The 16,901-nt window shown below is 68.0% G+C and carries 15 protein-coding genes and 1 pseudogene; 12 read left to right on the plus strand and 4 right to left on the minus strand.

Translation table 11 applies throughout. From position 1 onward, the window contains the following. Nucleotides 1–20 precede the first annotated feature (20 nt). The 6 genes and pseudogenes from AC5P8J_RS03105 to AC5P8J_RS03130 all read left to right on the plus strand — a co-directional run. The gene (locus tag AC5P8J_RS03105) at nucleotides 21–1,049 is read left to right on the plus strand and encodes an aspartate-semialdehyde dehydrogenase (RefSeq protein WP_065179163.1); all 1,029 of its coding nucleotides are present in this window, start codon (nucleotides 21–23) and stop codon (nucleotides 1,047–1,049) included. Nucleotides 1,050–1,179: 130 nt separating this feature from the next. Next, nucleotides 1,180–3,240: a FimV/HubP family polar landmark protein gene (locus AC5P8J_RS03110; RefSeq protein ID WP_494539958.1), complete on the plus strand. Its 2,061-nt coding sequence runs from the start codon at nucleotides 1,180–1,182 to the stop codon at nucleotides 3,238–3,240. A gap of 26 nt (nucleotides 3,241–3,266) precedes the next feature. Further along, a complete protein-coding gene (locus AC5P8J_RS03115) occupies nucleotides 3,267–3,629 on the plus strand; it encodes a VOC family protein (RefSeq protein ID WP_494539957.1) in 363 nt (120 codons plus the stop codon). A 32-nt stretch (nucleotides 3,630–3,661) separates the two neighbouring features. Next, the gene (gene truA, locus AC5P8J_RS03120) at nucleotides 3,662–4,432 is read left to right on the plus strand and encodes a tRNA pseudouridine(38-40) synthase TruA (protein ID WP_134734797.1); all 771 of its coding nucleotides are present in this window, start codon (nucleotides 3,662–3,664) and stop codon (nucleotides 4,430–4,432) included. Then, nucleotides 4,429–5,085 (plus strand): phosphoribosylanthranilate isomerase, encoded by a 657-nt coding sequence (locus tag AC5P8J_RS03125; protein ID WP_019660598.1) that lies wholly within the window; start codon nucleotides 4,429–4,431, stop codon nucleotides 5,083–5,085. Before truA ends, AC5P8J_RS03125 begins: the two co-directional genes overlap by 4 nt. A gap of 68 nt (nucleotides 5,086–5,153) precedes the next feature. Continuing rightward, nucleotides 5,154–5,582 (plus strand): annotated as a pseudogene (locus AC5P8J_RS03130) (peptidoglycan-binding protein); the annotation flags it as partial. 48 nt (nucleotides 5,583–5,630) lie between these two features. Here AC5P8J_RS03130 and AC5P8J_RS03135 read toward each other — a convergent pair. Further along, on the minus strand, nucleotides 5,631–6,518 hold the full coding sequence (locus tag AC5P8J_RS03135; RefSeq protein ID WP_495213829.1) for a LysR family transcriptional regulator: 888 nt from the start codon (nucleotides 6,516–6,518) through the stop codon (nucleotides 5,631–5,633). A gap of 97 nt (nucleotides 6,519–6,615) precedes the next feature. On the opposite strand from AC5P8J_RS03135, the gene trpB reads away from it, so the two are divergent. The 5 genes from trpB to glmM all read left to right on the plus strand — a co-directional run bounded on the left by trpB (nucleotide 6,616) and on the right by glmM (nucleotide 11,781). Then, nucleotides 6,616–7,833: a tryptophan synthase subunit beta gene (trpB, locus tag AC5P8J_RS03140; protein WP_014647880.1), complete on the plus strand. Its 1,218-nt coding sequence runs from the start codon at nucleotides 6,616–6,618 to the stop codon at nucleotides 7,831–7,833. Further along, on the plus strand, nucleotides 7,830–8,519 hold the full coding sequence (locus tag AC5P8J_RS03145; RefSeq protein WP_058981118.1) for a hypothetical protein: 690 nt from the start codon (nucleotides 7,830–7,832) through the stop codon (nucleotides 8,517–8,519). The genes trpB and AC5P8J_RS03145 overlap by 4 nt, the downstream gene beginning before the upstream one ends. A 1-nt stretch (nucleotide 8,520) precedes the next feature. Beyond that, the gene (gene trpA / locus AC5P8J_RS03150) at nucleotides 8,521–9,330 is read left to right on the plus strand and encodes a tryptophan synthase subunit alpha (RefSeq protein WP_019660594.1); all 810 of its coding nucleotides are present in this window, start codon (nucleotides 8,521–8,523) and stop codon (nucleotides 9,328–9,330) included. Nucleotides 9,331–9,544: 214 nt separating this feature from the next. After that, nucleotides 9,545–10,420 (plus strand): acetyl-CoA carboxylase, carboxyltransferase subunit beta, encoded by an 876-nt coding sequence (gene accD, locus AC5P8J_RS03155; RefSeq protein ID WP_019660593.1) that lies wholly within the window; start codon nucleotides 9,545–9,547, stop codon nucleotides 10,418–10,420. Beyond that, entirely contained in the window at nucleotides 10,420–11,781 is a 1,362-nt protein-coding gene (gene glmM / locus AC5P8J_RS03160) for a phosphoglucosamine mutase (protein WP_495213830.1), read from the plus strand. The genes accD and glmM overlap by 1 nt, the downstream gene beginning before the upstream one ends. A gap of 79 nt (nucleotides 11,782–11,860) precedes the next feature. Here the strand turns inward: glmM and AC5P8J_RS03165 are convergent, their stop codons facing one another. Genes AC5P8J_RS03165 through AC5P8J_RS03175 form a run of 3 tightly spaced genes read right to left on the minus strand, consistent with a single transcriptional unit; the run spans nucleotide 11,861 to nucleotide 15,763 of the window. Continuing rightward, complete coding sequence (locus AC5P8J_RS03165) at nucleotides 11,861–12,718, minus strand: polysaccharide deacetylase family protein (RefSeq protein WP_021203418.1); 858 nt, start codon at nucleotides 12,716–12,718, stop codon at nucleotides 11,861–11,863. Then, nucleotides 12,711–13,856, minus strand: coding sequence for a glycosyltransferase family 4 protein (locus tag AC5P8J_RS03170; protein ID WP_058981121.1), 1,146 nt, complete (start codon nucleotides 13,854–13,856; stop codon nucleotides 12,711–12,713). The genes AC5P8J_RS03165 and AC5P8J_RS03170 overlap by 8 nt, the downstream gene beginning before the upstream one ends. Before the next feature lie 20 nt (nucleotides 13,857–13,876). Beyond that, nucleotides 13,877–15,763: a DUF3413 domain-containing protein gene (locus AC5P8J_RS03175; protein WP_495216606.1), complete on the minus strand. Its 1,887-nt coding sequence runs from the start codon at nucleotides 15,761–15,763 to the stop codon at nucleotides 13,877–13,879. 152 nt (nucleotides 15,764–15,915) lie between these two features. On the opposite strand from AC5P8J_RS03175, the gene AC5P8J_RS03180 reads away from it, so the two are divergent. Then, a complete protein-coding gene (locus tag AC5P8J_RS03180) occupies nucleotides 15,916–16,893 on the plus strand; it encodes an isopenicillin N synthase family dioxygenase (protein WP_111102196.1) in 978 nt (325 codons plus the stop codon). Nucleotides 16,894–16,901: the final 8 nt, after the last annotated feature.

The raw sequence follows: 16,901 nt of genomic DNA on the forward strand, positions 1-16,901 counted from the left end.
GTTTTCGTGAGAGTTCCTCCATGAGCAATGCACAGCGCAGTTTCCACGTCGCCGTCGTCGGTGCCACCGGCGCCGTCGGCGAGACCATGTTGTCGATCCTGGCCGAGCGTGATTTCCCGGTCGGCAGCCTGAGCGTTCTCGCCTCCGAGCGTTCGGCCGGCGGCGAGATCGAGTTCAATGGCCAGAAGGTCAAGGTCCAGGACCTGGCCACCTTCGATCCCACCGGCGTCGAGATCGCCCTGTTCTCGGCCGGTGGCAGCGTGTCCAAGGAATACGCACCGAAGTTCGCCGCAGCAGGCGCGGTGGTGATCGACAACTCCTCGGCCTTCCGTTACGACGATGACGTGCCGCTGGTGGTGTCCGAGGTCAACCCGGAACAGGTCGCCAACCGTCCGCGCGGCATCATCGCCAACCCGAACTGCTCGACCATGCAGATGCTGGTGGCGCTGGCACCGCTGCACCGCAAGTACGGCATCGAGCGCATCAATGTGTCCACCTACCAGTCGGTGTCCGGCGGCGGCCGCTCGGCGATGGAGGAACTGGGCAAGCAGACCGGCCAGCTGCTCAGCTTCCAGGAGATCGATCCGCAGCGTTTCCCGGTGCAGATCGCCTTCAACCTGATCCCGCACATCGATGACTTCCAGGACAACGGCTTCACCAAGGAAGAAATGAAGCTGATCTGGGAGACCCGCAAGATCCTCGGCGATGACAGCATCCTGGTGAACCCGACCGCGGTGCGCGTGCCGGTGTTCTACGGCCACTCCGAGTCGGTGGCGATCGAGACCCGAGACAAGGTCACGGTCGCCGAAGCGCGCGCGCTGCTGGAGCAGTCGCCGGGCATCGAAGTGGTGGATCGCCACGAGGCCGGTGGTTACCCGACCCCGGTCACCCACGCCTCAGGCACCGACGCGGTGTACGTCGGCCGCATCCGCGAGGACCTCTCGCACCCGCGTGGCCTGAACCTGTGGATCGTGTCGGACAACGTGCGCAAGGGCGCAGCCCTGAATGCCGTACAGCTGGCCGAGCTGGTTGCCGCCGAGCAGCGTTGATGGAGAGGCCGGGCAATGCCCGGCCTTTTCTGTAGAGCCGAGCCTACGCTCGGCTCAGGCCATGCAGCCGAGCATGGGCTCGGCTCTACATGGGTGCGGACCTTGGTCCGCACGCTTTATAGTGTCGCCCATGAATAAACGGGCCAGGGGCGCAAAGCGCCCGCTCACCTATCTGTCCGCAGCGCTGCTCGCCTTGGCCAGCAGTTCGGCGCTCGCCCTGGGGTTGGGCGACATCCGCGTCCTGTCCAGGCCGGGCCAGCCCCTGCTGGCAGAAATCCCGGTCGTTTCGGCCGATCCGTCCGAGCTGGAAAACCTGCGGGTGGCCTTGGCCTCGCCGGTCACTTTCGAGCGTGTCGGCCTGCAGCGGCCGACCGGACTGGTCAGCGAACTGCAGTTCGAGCTGACCCGCGACACGCAGGGCAGAGCGGTGGTGCGGGTGACCTCGCAGGCACCGGTGGAGACGCCGTCGCTGAGCTTCCTGATCGAAGCCGACTGGGGCCAGGGCCGCCTGGTGCGCGAGTACTCGGCGCTGGTCGATGCGCCGCCCAGTGCGCTGGCCGTGGCCGAGCCGGAAATCGTCGCGCCGGCAGGCACGCTCTCCAATACGATCGTGCGCGAATCTGCACCGGCTTTGGCAACGGTGCCAGCCGCAGAGGCGCCCGCTGCGCCGCCATCTGCGGTGGCGCCTGCAGCGGCACGCCCGCGTGCGGCCTCCGCGCCGGTCGCTGCACCGGCGGCCGATGGCAGCGTCACCGTACAGCGCGGTCAGACCCTGTCGCAGATCGCCAGGGTGGTGGCGCGTGGCAACCAGGTCAGTCGCGACCGCGCGATGATCGCCCTGCTGCGTGCCAATCCCGAAGCCTTCATCCGTGGCAACGTCAACCTGCTCAAGCAGGGCGCGGTGCTGCGCATGCCGGGCAGCGATGCGCTTGCGGCGGTCGACGCCGCCGAAGCGGCGACGCTGGTGCGCGAGCACGCCGCGCAATGGCGTCAGGCGCGTACCGTGCCGCAACCGGCGGGCATGCTCGCACCAGTTGCCAGGGCGGCAGCCACGAACGCTTCTTCCCCGGCTGCGGCCAACGGGCCACGGCTTGAGATCGCTCCGGCGCTGGCGTCAGACGCCGCGCACGCGGGCACAACCACCGGCACAGCTGCCGGCAGCGAGGGCGACATGCTGGGCAACGAACAACTGCGCCAGGCGCGTGAGGACATCGCCACCCGTGATGCCGAGATCGGCGAGCTGAAGCAGCGCGTGGCCGACCTGGAGAAACTCAGGGAACAGCAGCAGTCGCTGATCGCGATGAAGGACAACGACCTGGCCGCTGCGCAGCAGCGCCTGGCGCAGGCGCCGGGTGCTCGTGATGCGGCGACACCGTGGTACTGGCTGGGGCTGCCGGTACTGCTGCTGGTGGCGGGGGCGGCCTGGCTGCTGCGTCGCCGCAAGCCGTCGCCGTTGCCTCCGCTGCGTGAGGAAGACGATGCCGCCGGCCTGGCCGCAGCGGTGCCGGCAGGTGCCGCGCTGGATGCGCTGGCCGAGCAGTCCTCGTGGTCGTCGCCTGATGCCGGCAACGGCCGCCAGGAACCGGCGATGCCTGCGTGGGCGACCGGAACCGAAGTGCACGACGTGGTGGTCGCCGAACCCACCGCTGAGCACGCGGTGCGGGCCGACCAGGAGGCCGACACGCTGCGCGACCAGGACGCGGTGGCATTGCCCGAAGCGGTGACCGATCTGCCGCGCTGGGACGATCCCGCAACCACCGGCGACGAGGTGGTCCCGGCCGAGCCGCTGCAGGACGATCGCGTTGTACCGCAGGTGCCGGCCGAAGTGGTGGTGCCCGACTACGCACTGCATGCCGAACGGCAGCCGCAGTTCCGCGGTGTGTTCGATCTGCCGGCCGACGCGCATGAGAACCCGTCTCCGGCGGATGCCGCAGGTCCCGAAGCCATCGACGGCATCGACCGTGTCAGCACCGAGGCTGCTCATTCCGACGACACCGCGTCGAGCGCACCCGCGCCTGCCGATGACGCGGGCTGGTCGCCACGTGCCGGCCAGGAGCGCCTGGAACTGGCCATTGCCTACCTCGATCTGGGTGACGCGCAGACGGCGCGCACCTTGTTGCTGGAAGTGGCCGAGGGCGGTGACCTGCACAGCCAGACGCAGGCCCGCGAACTGCTTGCCCGCCTGCCGTGACCGAACCCGCCGACAAGGACCCTGCCATGAGCCGCGAGCGCCGTATCGACTACGTTGAATTCGCCTCCAGCGACCCGGCCGCCAGCCGTGCCTTTTTCGAAACGGCGTTCGGCTGGTCATTCGTCGACTACGGCAGCGACTACACGGCTTTCGACGATGGCCGCCTGCAGGGCGGCTTCTTCCGTGGCCAGCCGCAGCGGGCCGACGACAGCGGTGCACCGCTGCTGGTGCTGTATGCCGACGATCTGGCTCCGGTCGAGGCCGCCGTGCACGACGCCGGCGGCCAGATCGTACGCCCGGTGTTTTCCTTCCCCGGTGGCAGCCGCTTCCAGTTCGTCGAGCCCGGTGGCAACGAACTGGCGGTCTGGTCCGAACGCGATCCGGCCTGAGCGCCGCCCCACCCGCAACATCGAGGTAGCACATGCGTTATGCGCTTGGCGTCGAGTACGACGGCAGCGATTTCAGGGGCTGGCAGAACCTGGGCGAGGGTGGTCCCAGCGTGCAGGCCAGCCTCGAGCAGGCCTTGTCATCGGTGGCGGATGCGCCGCTGCAGGTGGTCTGCGCCGGCCGCACCGATGCCGGTGTGCACGGCCAGTGCCAGGTCGTGCATTTCGACACTGACGTGGTGCGTGACCCGCGCGCCTGGATGCTCGGCACCACCACCCGCCTGCCGCGTTCGATCGCGGTGCGCTGGTGCGTGCCGGTGACCGATGATTTTCATGCGCGCTTCTCGGCACGTGCGCGCCGCTACCGCTATCGGCTGCTCAACCGCGAGGTGCGGCCCGCGCTGGACCGGCAGACCCTGAGCTGGGAGCGCCGCGCGCTGGACGAGACCCTGATGCACGCCGCCGGCCAGGCCCTGCTCGGCGAGAACGATTTCAGCGCGTTCCGTTCGGTGCAGTGCCAGGCGCTGCATGCCCGGCGTGAGCTGCAGTCATTGCAGGTCAGCCGCCAGGGCGAAGTGATCGAAGTCGCAGTGCGTGGCAATGCATTTCTTCATCACATGGTCCGCAATATCGTCGGATCGTTGATCCTGGTGGGCAGCGGCGAAAAACCGGTGGAATGGATCGCCGAACTGCTGGCTGGGCGCGACCGCACCGTAGCTGGTCCCACCGCACCGCCGCAGGGCCTGGTGTTCCTTGGGCCCCTGTACCCCGACAACTGGCATCTGCCCGCCGAGGTCACGCTATGAGCCGTTCCTACTACCGTACACGCATCAAGTTCTGTGGAATGACCCGCGCCGGCGATGTCCGTCTGGCCGGTGAGCTGGGCGTGGACGCAGTGGGTTTCATCTTTGCCCGCGAGAGCAGCCGCCGGGTCGCGCCTGCCGAGGCGCGCGCGATGCGCCAGGCAATCGCGCCGATGGTCGACGTGGTTGCGCTGTTCCGCAACAACAGCAAGGAAGAAGTGCGCGAGGTGCTGCGCACGGTACGACCGACGCTGCTGCAGTTCCATGGCGAGGAGGACGAGAGCTTCTGCCGCAGCTTCAACATGCCGTACCTGAAGGCGATTGCCATGGGGGGGCGCGAAGAGGTCAATGCCCGCACCCTGCAACTGCGTTATCCCAGCGCTGCCGGCTTCCTGTTCGACAGCCACGCGCCGGGTGGTGGTGGCGGCACCGGCGTGGCGTTCGACTGGGGCCGCGTCCCGACCGGATTGCATCGGCCGTTCCTGCTGGCCGGTGGCCTGAACCCGGAAAACGTCTACGACGCCGTGCTGGCGACGCTGCCGTGGGGCGTGGACGTCTCCAGCGGTATCGAACTGGAGCCGGGCATCAAGGACGGTTACAAGATGCGCACCTTCGTCGAGGAAGTGCGGCGCGCCGATTGCACCGTCCTGGAGTGATCCGCGTCACCTGAGGGGCGCCGGGATGTCATCGTCGACGGTGAGCCTTGCAGCAGACCCTCAACCAGGGACTGTCCGCCGACGGCATCGTCGGTCGCCACACCGCTGCCGCCCTGGCGGCGTGGCGTGTGCAGGGTCATGAACCCGCAGCGGCTGTGCCCAAAGGGCCGTCGCTCAACGATGCATCGCATCCGGACCACGCACTGCACAACGCTGGCCGCAGCAAGCTTCCCAGCGTGTTTTCCGAAGAGGCTGCGGCCAATATCACCCTGCATGCAAAGCAGAACGGTATCGACGCGGCCCACAAGCTGCAGAGCATCACGGTGCAGGATGGCAAGCCGTTCGTGATGGGCACGACGCCTGGCTTCCGCACCGCTGTCGATCTGGCCCAGGCGCCGCCGTCGCTGGAGCAGACCAGTGCCAAGCTGCTGGCAGATCCGTCGCACCAGCAGCAGGTGCATGAGGAGCAGCAGCGGGTCGCGATGGGCGGTCGCTGAGGCCTGCGTTGCCGGCTCCGGGAGGTGAATGCCGCCCGGGGCCTCGTCTCATCGCAGTTGCGCTGCTGCCCAGTCGGCCAGGGCGTCTACCCGTGCATCGGCCGGGCCATCCGGCCGCGCCAGCACCCAGAAGCCGCCGGTGGCCGCAAACCCCCACGGTGCGACCAGCCGGCCTGCTGCCAGATCTTCGGCCACCAGCGGCTCGGGCGCGATTGCCGGGCCCAGCCCGGCCATGGCTGCTTCCAGCAGGTAATAGAGATGTTCGAAAGCGGTGCCCAGCTGCAGCTTTGACGGGTCCAGGCGGTGTGCCTGCGCCCAGGCGGGCCAAGCCTGTGGACGTGACGTGGTGTGCAGCACGGTTTCCTGCAGCAGTGCCGAGGGCGGTGCCTGCCGCAGCCGCTGCGCCGCCGGATGTGACGGGGCCACCACCACACCGACCCGTTCCGGTGCCAGCTCGCGGACCTGCCAGCCGCGTGGCCACGGTCCCTGCGCCAGCAACAGCACGGCGTCCAGCGCCGCCTGCGCTTCGGTGAAACTGCCGTCCAGCGCCGACCACTGCAGGCGCACGCCGGGCAGGGCGGCCTGCAGGGCAGGCAGGCGCGGAATCATCCAGCGTGCCAGTACGCTGCCGCTGCAGCCCAGTACCAGTGCTGGGGAGGCCGCGGGCCGCCGCAGCTCGCGCACGCAGCCTTCGATCCCGGCGAAGGCCTCGCTGCACGCTGCCTGCAGGCGCGTACCCGCAGCGGTCAGGCGCAGGCCGCGACCGGCACGCTGGAACAGCGCCAGGCCGAGGTGATCCTCCAGCAGCTTCAGTTGCCGGCTGACCGCGCCGTGGGTGACGTGCAGGTCCTGTGCGGCGCGCCCGACGCCGCCAAGGCGGGCAGTGGCTTCGAACGCGCGCAGCGCATTGAGGGGAGGCAGCAGGGAGCGGCTCACGTGAGATTTCCTGACGATATGTGCCAGATAATATCCATTTTTCCGGTCTTGACCCGTGCGCTAGAGTATCCACCTGTCTGAACCACCGGTCGTATCCATGTCTGCCTCCCCCATTGCCGACTACCACGCCTTCCCGGATGCCCAGGGCCACTTCGGCCGCTACGGTGGCAGCTTCGTTGCCGAAACCCTGGTCGGCCCGCTGCAGGAACTGGCCCAGGCCTATGACCAGGCCCGCCAGGACCCCGCGTTCCAGGCGGCCTATGACCGCGACCTGGCGCACTACGTGGGCCGGCCGAGCCCGATCTATCACGCCCAGCGCCTGAGCGATCACGTCGGCGGCGCGCAGATCCTGCTCAAGCGCGAGGACCTGAACCACACCGGTGCGCACAAGATCAACAACACCATCGGCCAGGCACTGCTGGCCGCACGCATGGGCAAGAAGCGCATCATCGCTGAGACCGGTGCCGGCCAGCATGGCGTGGCCAGTGCCACCGTTGCCGCGCGTCTGGGCCTGGAATGCGTGGTCTACATGGGCGCCACCGACATCGAGCGGCAGAAGATCAACGTCTACCGCATGAAGCTGCTCGGTGCGACGGTGGTGCCGGTCACCTCCGGCTCGGCCACCCTGAAGGACGCGCTCAACGAAGCGATGCGCGACTGGGTGACCAACGTGCAGGACACCTTCTACATCATCGGCACCGTGGCTGGACCGGACCCGTACCCGCGCATGGTGCGCGACTTCAATGCCATCGTCGGCCGCGAAGCGCGTGAGCAGATGCTGGCCGAGTACGGCCGCCTGCCCGATGCGATCACCGCCTGCGTCGGCGGCGGCAGCAACGCCATCGGCCTGTTCCACGCCTTCCTCAACGATCGCCAGGTCGAGATCGTCGGCGCCGAAGCCGCCGGTGATGGCATCAGTACCGGTCGCCATGCCGCCTCCATCGCAGCAGGCCGCCCCGGCGTGCTGCACGGCAACCGCACGTACGTGCTGTGCGACGATGACGGCCAGATCATCGAGACCCATTCGGTGTCGGCCGGCCTGGACTATCCGGGCGTCGGCCCGGAGCACGCGTTCCTGGCCGATACCGGCCGCGCGCGCTACCTCGGCATCACCGACGAGGAAGCGCTGCAGGCCTTCCATCTGCTGGCGCATACCGAGGGCATCCTGCCCGCGCTGGAATCCAGCCATGCGCTGGCACAGGCAATCAAGCTGGCGCGTGAGCGTCCGCGTGACCAGATCGTGCTGTGCAACCTGTCCGGCCGCGGCGACAAGGACGTGCACACCATCGCCGCGCGCGAAGGGCTTGTGCTGTGAATCACGTGCTGCGCCACGGCGGGGCGCTGGTGCTGGTGATCGGCATGGGCGGCTGCACGCCGCCCGATCCACCGGTGCTTGCCCCGGCGCCGGCCGCCCCCGCGGCGATCGCCCCGGCACGCGAACCGGCCAGCAACGACGATGAGGCCGCACATCGCCCGATCGAGGGCGCGGCGATGTCCACGGCAGGCGACGGCGGCGAGGACCAGGCGGCCCGGGCGGTGGTGTCGGTGGCCCTGGACCATGCCGGTGAGGTGCTGATCGGCCAGCCCTTCAGCGAACTGCAGGGCGAGGCGCAGTGGCACTCGGCCGGGCTGGGCGAGTCGACCGCTGGGCGTTGCGAGTACTACGAGCGCGGCACGCTGCCCGAGGGCGTGGCGATGATGGTGCAGGACGGCGACGTGGTGCGCTTCGACCTGGCCCCCATCGACGATTCCGGCCAGGTGGTGCTGCAGCCGGGGCCGTTCGGCCTTCATCTGGGCATGCCACGCGCGCAGGCACTCCAGCAGTTGCCCAAGGGCGTTTCCACGCAACCCTATGGTGATGATGCGGAGGCCGGCGAGAGCCTGCTCTGGCAGGACCCCGGTTCCGACCTGGCGATCCGTGTGGAGATCGTCGACGGCACCATCTCCCGAATGTACTGGGGCGCCAGCGGCGCCGTTGACCTGATCGAAGGATGTACCTGACATGTCCGTATCCCGACTCGATGCCTGCTTCCAGCGCCTGCGCGAACAGCAGCGCAAGGCGCTGATTCCCTTCATCACCGCAGGTGATCCCTCGCTGGAAGCCACCGTGCCGGTCATGCACGCGCTGGTCGATGCTGGTGCCGACGTGATTGAACTGGGCGTGCCGTTCTCCGATCCGATGGCCGATGGCCCGACCATCCAGCGTAGTTCCGAACGCGCGCTGGCGCGGGGAGCCGGCAGCCGCTATGTGCTGCAGGCGGTGGCGCAGTTCCGGGAGCGTGATGCGCACACCCCGGTGGTGCTGATGGGCTACCTGAACCCGGTGGAGATCCACGGCTACGCTGCCTTCGCCGGGGCGGCCGTGCAGGCTGGCGTGGACGGGGTGCTGCTGGTCGACCTTCCGCCGGAAGAAGCCGTTGAAGCGCAGCAGGCCTTCGATGCAGCGGGCCTGGCGCTGGTCCTGCTGGCGTCGCCGACCACCAGCCAGGCGCGTGCCGACAAGCTGCTGGCCCTGGCCCGTGGTTACCTTTATTACGTCAGCTTTGCCGGCGTGACCGGCGCCTCCGAGCGCCTGGACAGCGACGCCGCCAGCGCCCGCCTGCAGGCGTTGCGGGCGCGCGCCTCGGTGCCGGTGGTGGCGGGCTTCGGCATCAAGGACGCCGGCAGTGCCGCAGCCATGGCCCGCCAGGCGGATGGCGTGGTGGTCGGAAGTGCGCTGGTGGCGGCGCTGGCCGAAGCGGGCTCGGCTGAAGACGCGGCCCAGCGTGCGCGGGCGTTCCTCGCCCCGCTGCGGCAGGCGCTGGACGCGTAGCGGTAATGCTGGCCGCTGGCCGGCATCGTCCGTACCCACCCGCGTGCAGGGCCGCCGGCCAGCGGCCGGCACCGCGCAGCACCTAAACGTACGTCCCAGCATGGTTTTTCCGGCTGCCCCGTAGCTGGCAAGGGGGTGCACGGCCGGGGAAAGCGGAGCTAGACTGTCCGCCTTTGCGGCCCATGGGCCGCCCTGAACGGAAGTGTCCTCCCGCATGAGTTGGCTCAGCAAGTTGATGCCGTCCGGCATCCGCACCGACAACACCCCCAGCAAGAAGCGCAGTGTCCCCGAGGGCCTGTGGGAAAAGTGCAGCAACTGCGGCAGCGCGTTGTACCGTCCGGAACTGGAAGAGAACCTGGAGGTCTGCCCGAAGTGCGGCCACCACATGGCGATCCGCGCGCGTGCGCGCCTGGCGGCCCTTTTCGACGCCGACAGCACCACCGAGATCGGTGCGCGCCTGGGACCGACCGACCTGCTCAAGTTCAAGGATCAGAAGAAGTACAGCGAGCGCATCAAGATCGCGCAGAAGAACACCGGCGAATACGACGCGCTGATCGCCATGCGCGGCCTGCTCAAGGGCCGTGCGCTGGTCGCCTCGTCGTTCGACTTCGCCTTCATGGGGGGCTCGATGGGCTCGGTGGTGGGCGAGCGTTTCGCGCTGGCCGCAGAAACCGCGGTCGAGATCGGTGCGCCTTACGTGTGCTTCTCGCAGAGTGGCGGCGCGCGCATGCAGGAAGGCCTGTTCTCGCTGATGCAGATGGCCAAGACCTCCGCTGCGCTGGGCAAGCTGCGTGAAGCCGGGCTGCCGTACATCTCGGTGCTGACCCATCCGACCACCGGCGGCGTTTCGGCGTCGTTCGCGATGCTGGGCGACATCAACATCGCCGAACCGCAGGCACTGATCGGCTTCGCCGGCCCGCGCGTGATCGAGCAGACCGTGCGCGAGAAGCTGCCGGAAGGTTTCCAGCGTTCGGAGTTCCTGCTGGAGCACGGTGCCATCGACCAGATCTGCGATCGCCGCGAACTGCGCGACCGCCTGTCCGATCTGCTCGCCATGCTGGGTCGGCAGCCCGCGCCGCAGGTAGCCTGATGGGTGCCCGCAAGTACTTCGGCACGGACGGCATCCGTGGCCGGGTCGGGCAGGGCGTGATCTCGGCCGACTTCGTGCTGCGCCTGGGCAATGCGCTGGGCCGTGTCCTGCTCGCCCAGCGTGGCCAGGACGGACGCCGGCCGATCGTGGTGATCGGCAAGGACACCCGCATTTCCGGCTACATGTTCGAGGCGGCGCTGGAGGCCGGCCTGGTCGCCGCCGGCGCCGACGTGCAGCTGCTGGGTCCGATGCCGACCCCGGCGGTGGCGTTCCTGACCCGCACGCTGGGCGTGGACGCCGGCATCGTCATCAGCGCCTCGCACAACCCGCATTACGACAACGGCATCAAGTTCTTCTCGGCCCAGGGCGAGAAGCTCGACGATGCCACCGAGCTGGCCCTGGAGGCGGCGCTGGACGTTCCGTTCACCACCGCCGAATCGGAAAAGCTGGGCAAGGCATTCCGTGCACGCGAAGCGGTCGGCCGCTACATCGAATTCTGCAAGGCCAGCGTGCCGCGCACATTCGATCTGCGTGGCCTGCGCCTGGTGCTGGATTGCGCGCATGGTGCCGCCTACCAGATCGCGCCGCTGCTGTTCCGCGAACTGGGTGCCGAGGTGATCGGCATCGGCGCCGAGCCCAATGGCATCAACATCAACGCCGGCGTGGGCTCCACCCATATCGACAACCTTGCGGCCAAGGTCCGCGAGACCGGCGCCGATCTCGGTATCGCCTTCGATGGTGATGGCGACCGCGTGCTGATGGCCGACGACCAGGGCAACCCGGTCGATGGCGATGACCTGCTGTACATCCTGGCCCGTGCCTGGAAGGCCGAAGGCCGCCTGCGCGGCCCGGTGGTCGGCACGCTGATGAGCAACTATGGCATCGAGAAGGCCCTCGCCGACCTGCAGATTCCATTCGTGCGCAGCAATGTCGGCGATCGCTACGTGCACCAGGCGCTGATCGAAGGCGGTGGTGTGCTCGGCGGTGAAGCCTCCGGCCACCTGCTGTGCCTGGACCGCGCCACCACGGGGGACGGCATCGTCAGCGCCCTGCAGGTGCTGGTCGCGCTGCGCAACAGTGGGCAGACCCTGCGCCAGGCGCTGAAGGGCCTTGCGCGGGTACCGCAGAAGACCGTGAACGTGCGTCTGGGCAATGTCCCGGCCAAGACTGCGGTGCAGTCTGAAAGCGTGCAGTCCGCGCTGGCTGTGGCGCAGCAGGCTGTCGCCGGCCGTGGCCGCGCGTTCTTGCGCCCGTCCGGTACCGAGCCGGTGGTGCGGGTCACGGTCGAGGCCGATGACGCCACGCTGATGCAGGACACGCTGGACCGCCTGTCCGCAGCGGTGCGTGAAGCCGCTGCCTGAAGCGCGTGCATATTCGCACCAACGAAAAACGCCCCGCAAAGCCGGGGCGTTTTTCATTCAACCGGCAGGGGCGTGGTGCTTATGGCCCCGGCACCATCTTCTTCTGGCGCGCTTTGAAGCCATTGAACAGTGGCGCGATCAGCGGGTTGTAGCTCTGCGCGATGCGCTTGCGCAGCCAGCTGGCCGGGCGGTTGCGGATCGCGAAGCGGTAGATGCGCTCCGGATCACCGCCGACCACGTTGCGGCCGAACGGGTGGGTGGTGTGCAGGTAGCGGAAGCCCTGCTCGCGTGCCACCTCGATGTGGTCCTGGTCGAAATCGCCGTAGGGCCAGCACAGCGTATCGGACACCTCGCCGAGCTTGTCCTGCAGGACGTCGCGCGAGATCGCCAGATCCCGGCTGAGGCCCGCACGGCGCTGCGCACGGTCCAGATCGTCGCGGCGCAGCCAGCGGGTGTGGGTGTGGGTATGGCAATGCACTTCGAAGGTGCCGGCGGCAATGGCTGCGCGTGCTTCGCTCCAGCGCATCATCACATCGTCGCTGCGGTCCTGCTCGTAGATCGCCGCTTCGCAGCCACGATGGTCCGGCGTCGACGGCAGTGCCGCGCCGGCAATGCCGGCGTGCGGACGTTCCGGGCCTTCGCCCATCCAGCCGGTGACCACGAACACCACCGCGTGCATGCCGTACTTCTGCAGGATCGGGTGCGCATACACCCAGTTGTCGAGATAGCCATCGTCGAAGGTGATGACGATCGACTTGCGCGGCACCGGCTTGCCGGCCAGGAAGCCGGCGTACTGCTCCAGCGTCAGTGAGGTCCAGCCATTGGCTGCCAGCCACGCAATCTGGCTTTCGAAGTTCTCCGGCGACACGGTGATCATGCCCGGCGAAGGGCTGACGTGGTGGTGCATCAGCACCGGAACGGTTCGTGCATCAGCCATGTCCCAGCTCCTTCAGCCACTGGTGGTAGTAGTGTTCGGTCGCTTCACCGTGGCCGTCCGGCGTGAAGCGATGTGCGCCGTGCATCCACTCCCAGCCAGCGCGCCCCATCTGCCGTCGCCGTTCCGGGTCGTCCACCAGCAGGCGCAATGCACCTGTCAGGGCGGCATTGTCACCCAAACGGGTGAGGATCGCATTGCTGCCATCGATCACCATCTCCGGCACGCCGCCCACCCGCGTGGCGACGATCGGTACGCCCACGTAGGCCGCTTCCAGGAATACGGTGCCGGCCGCTTCCTTGTGCGAGGCCAGTGCGAAGATGTCGAAGCCGGCCATCAGCCTGCAGGCTCCATCGCGGTAGCCGAGCAGGTGGACCTGGCGCTGCAGCCCGTGCTCGGCGCACATCGCCTGCAGTCGTTCCGTCACGGCCTGGCCATCACCGACAATCACCAGGTGCAGGTCCGGGTTGGCTTTGCACAGCGGCACCATCGCCTGCAGCAGGTCGGCATGGCCTTTGGGCTCACGCAGCACGGCCACGCAGCCGACCACGATGTCCTGCTCGCCGAAGCCAAGCTCGGCACGCACTTCCGCGCGTACGTCCTGCAGGCACTGCCAAGGATCGGCCTTGCGGATATCACTCCAGCGTGGAGGCACCGCGATCGGCGGCACGATACCAATGCGCTCGGCTGGAATGCCGCGGTCGACCAGCAGTTGCTTGACGAAGCTGCTGACGGTCAGCACCCGGTGTGGAAGCTTGGTATAGGTCAGCAACGAGTTGACCGGGCTCATCAGATGGCGCGAGCGCACCACCAGCGGCGTGCCGCCCAGGCGTGCACCGGCGGCGGCGATCAGCGCATCGCGGCGGCTGGTGGTATTGACCACGTCGAAGCGTTCGCGGCGCACCAGCCGCGATACCGACCACATGCCGCGCAGCAGGCGTGCCAGGCCGCCCATGCGCAGCGTATGCACGGTGAATCCGTCCTCGCGTGCCAGTGTGGCCAGGCGTGCATCGGGCTGGCACAGCAATGACACCTCATGGCCACGCGCGCGCATCACCTGCATGTGCCGGAAGATGTAGATCTCCTGCCCGCCCATTCCCTTGGCGGCTTCGGTATGCAGGATGCGCAGAGGACGGTTCATGCAGGATCGGTCCTTGAAGATCAGCGGTTGCGGAAGCGGGTCAGCGCTTCCCATGCAGAGCGGATGGCTGCGGCGTCCGGAGCCTGCTGCGGCAGCGGGCGGTAGTGCCGGTCGAGCGCGGTGGCGTTGCCGAACTTGTCGAATACGTAGATGGCATCGCCATGGCGTACAGCGCGTTGCGACCAGCTCTCCACCACCAGTGCACGTTCGCTGGCGGCGGGCGTGGCCAGCAGGTCCTGGCCGGTACTGAAGTCCGTCAATGCGTTCTCGCAGCCCAGCGCATGGCGCATCAGCGTCGGTACCCAGTCTTCGTGCGAGCTGGTGCGGACGTCGCGGCCAGCGGCCCTGCCTGGCCAATGCAGCACGAACGGGACCTGCAGCTGGTAATCGGAGAAGTTGCCGTTGTGGCCCCAGTAGTTCAGCTTGAGGTCGTTGAACTCTTCGGCATGGTCACCGGTGACCAGCACGATGGTGTCCTCGGCCAGGCCCTGCGCGCGCAGGTCGTCCAGCAGCGAACCGATCAGGCTGTCGGCATAGTGCACGGCAGTGCGGTAGCGGTTGAGTTCCGGCGTCGGGTCGTGGTCCGGGCCGAAGGACAGGAAGTCGATCTCCTTGGCCATCGGCGTGGCTACCGGTGGGTAGCTGGCGGGCAGGTGGTAGCCGGCGTGGGTGGAGTCGAGGAACACGAAGCCGAACCATGGGTGCTGCGCCGCCTGGCTGCTGCGGATGTCATTCCGCAGCGCGGCGACGATGGCTGCGTCGCGCTTGTCGGGGGTCATGGCGGAAGGGCCCTGGTGCAGCTGGTCGCGCACATCGGCAAATGCCGTGCGATCGAATTCCGGGCTGTACAACGGCGCGCTGCCGTACAGGTGCAGGTCGTAGCCCTGCTGGCCCAGCACCTGGAACAGCTGCGAGCCGCGCTGTTCGTCCAGCATGCTCTGCCAGTAGCCGCCGGGCAGGCCGTAGAGCAGGCCGAACAGGCCGTAGCGGGTGGCATTGCCGGTGCTGAAATGGCGATCGAACACGCGCGCGTCCTGCGCCAGCGCCGACGTGTTGGGCATCAGCTGCGGTGTCAGCACGTCCTGGCGCAGCGATTCCAGCACCACCATCAGCACATTGGGGCGGTGTGGGTTCTGGCAACGCAGGGGCTGGAGCGGATACAGCAGCTGCGCATGGCGCGGGTCGGGCAGGCCCGCCTGCTGTTCGCTTATGACCCCGAGCCTGCGCATGAAGCTCTTGGCGGTGATCGGCTGTGCCCAGGGCAGGTAGTTCCACTGCGCGATGACGGCACGGTCGCCGCGGGCATCGTAATAGGCCGTGGCGGCTTGGCCGCCGGCCATCAGCAGCGCAACGATGGCCCACCCCTGCAGGACCCGGCGGCGGCGCGGCCGGGCGGGCAGCAGCTTCCAGCATGCCCAGGCCAACAGTCCTTCAGCCGTGAAGATGGCGGCCACCAGCAGTCCGGCCTGCAGCCAGGTCTTCCACGACAACGCGACCTGGTCCTGCAGCGCACCGCCGAACACCATGTTCACCACCATGGCATTGAGGTGAAACCGATACAGAGTGAAAACCTTTGCATCAACCAGCAACAGGCACAGCCACAGGCCCTGCAGCAGCACGGCGCTGAGGCTCAGGGGGCGTGCGCTGCGCGGCCAAAGGCCCATCAGCAGCGGCAGCAGGCCGGCGAGGGCGCCGAATGCCAGCAGGTGACCGGGCAGGGCAACGGCCAGATAGGCCAGGCCCACGCTGCCCCCCGGGTTGTCGGCCAGCGGTACGTTGTCGAGCGTGATCGCCATGGCCAGCAGCGCGTTGCCGGCCACGAACAGCGACCACCAGGCCAGGCGGCGCCAGTGGCGTGCGGGGCCGGAGGGCAGGGCGGTGTCGGCAGAGGGAGCAGCAGGGCGCATGAGGGACTGGGGCGGCGGGTGATGCAGGCGGCGGGATCCCCGGGGTGACGGAATCGTGGGGCCGCGCGCGGGTCGCGCATTGTATCTGTTTGTTTCTTCGTATCGGGTGGCGTCCCCCGGGCGATCTGTCACAATGTTCAGGTGGGCCATGAATGCGCCGGCCCCCCAGACCCAATGACAAGCCAGGAACCGCTGTGAGCCAGATCCCCACCCTCGACATCACCCGTTTCGACAGCGACCGCGAGGCCTTCGTGGCCGAGCTGGGCGCGGCCTACCGCCAATGGGGATTCGCGGGCATCCGCAACCACGGCATTCCGCAGGCCGACATCGATGCGGCCTACGATGCCTTCAAGGCCTTCTTCGCCCTGCCCGAAGAGGTCAAGCGCAAGTACCACGTGGCCGGCAGCGGCGGCGCCCGCGGCTACACCCCGTTTGGGGTGGAGACGGCCAAGGGCTCCAAGCACTTCGACCTGAAGGAGTTCTGGCACATCGGCCGCGAGATCGCCGACGACTCCAAGTACCGCGATGTGATGGCGCCGAACCTGTGGCCGACCGAGGTCGAGGGCTTCCGTGAGCGCGGCTATGGCCTGTACCAGGCACTGGACAACCTGGGGTCGCGCGTCCTGTCGGCGCTGGCCCTGCATATCGGCCTGCCGGCAGACTTCTTCGCCGACAAGACCAACTTCGGCAACTCGATCCTGCGCCCGATCCACTACCCGCCGATCACCACCGACGACATCCCGAACGTGCGTGCTGGTGCCCATGGCGACATCAACTTCATTACCCTGCTGGTCGGTGCCAGTGCCGCAGGCCTGGAAGTGCAGTCGCATGATGGCGAGTGGGTGCCGTTCACGTCAGACGCGGACACCATTGTGGTCAACATCGGCGACATGCTGCAGCGCCTGACCAACCACGTGTATCCGTCGACCATCCACCGCGTGGTCAATCCCCCGGGCGAGCTGGCGCGCCAGCCGCGCTACTCGGTGCCGTTCTTCCTGCACCCGAACCCGGACTTCCTGATCGACGTGCTGCCCTCGTGCATCACCCCGGAGAACCCGAGCCGGTACCCGGAGCCGATCACCGCCCACGGCTTCCTCGAAGAACGCCTGCGCGAGATCAAGCTGAAGTAATGAAGAAG

This window comes from Stenotrophomonas sp. YJH_SMC_37 (assembly GCF_059370035.1).

Bases quoted from the DNA above. Each gene is read 5' to 3' on its own strand.
- AC5P8J_RS03105 (WP_065179163.1), top strand. From the start codon at position 21: ATGAGCAATGCACAGCGCAGTTTCCACGTCGCCGTCGTCGGTGCCACC.
- AC5P8J_RS03110 (WP_494539958.1), top strand. From the start codon at position 1,180: ATGAATAAACGGGCCAGGGGCGCAAAGCGCCCGCTCACCTATCTGTCC.
- AC5P8J_RS03115 (WP_494539957.1), top strand. From the start codon at position 3,267: ATGAGCCGCGAGCGCCGTATCGACTACGTTGAATTCGCCTCCAGCGAC.
- truA (WP_134734797.1), top strand. From the start codon at position 3,662: ATGCGTTATGCGCTTGGCGTCGAGTACGACGGCAGCGATTTCAGGGGC.
- AC5P8J_RS03125 (WP_019660598.1), top strand. From the start codon at position 4,429: ATGAGCCGTTCCTACTACCGTACACGCATCAAGTTCTGTGGAATGACC.
- trpB (WP_014647880.1), top strand. From the start codon at position 6,616: ATGTCTGCCTCCCCCATTGCCGACTACCACGCCTTCCCGGATGCCCAG.
- trpA (WP_019660594.1), top strand. From the start codon at position 8,521: ATGTCCGTATCCCGACTCGATGCCTGCTTCCAGCGCCTGCGCGAACAG.
- accD (WP_019660593.1), top strand. From the start codon at position 9,545: ATGAGTTGGCTCAGCAAGTTGATGCCGTCCGGCATCCGCACCGACAAC.
- glmM (WP_495213830.1), top strand. From the start codon at position 10,420: ATGGGTGCCCGCAAGTACTTCGGCACGGACGGCATCCGTGGCCGGGTC.
- AC5P8J_RS03165 (WP_021203418.1), bottom strand. From the start codon at position 12,718: ATGGCTGATGCACGAACCGTTCCGGTGCTGATGCACCACCACGTCAGC.
- AC5P8J_RS03170 (WP_058981121.1), bottom strand. From the start codon at position 13,856: ATGAACCGTCCTCTGCGCATCCTGCATACCGAAGCCGCCAAGGGAATG.
- AC5P8J_RS03175 (WP_495216606.1), bottom strand. From the start codon at position 15,763: ATGCGCCCTGCTGCTCCCTCTGCCGACACCGCCCTGCCCTCCGGCCCC.
- AC5P8J_RS03180 (WP_111102196.1), top strand. From the start codon at position 15,916: ATGCGCCGGCCCCCCAGACCCAATGACAAGCCAGGAACCGCTGTGAGC.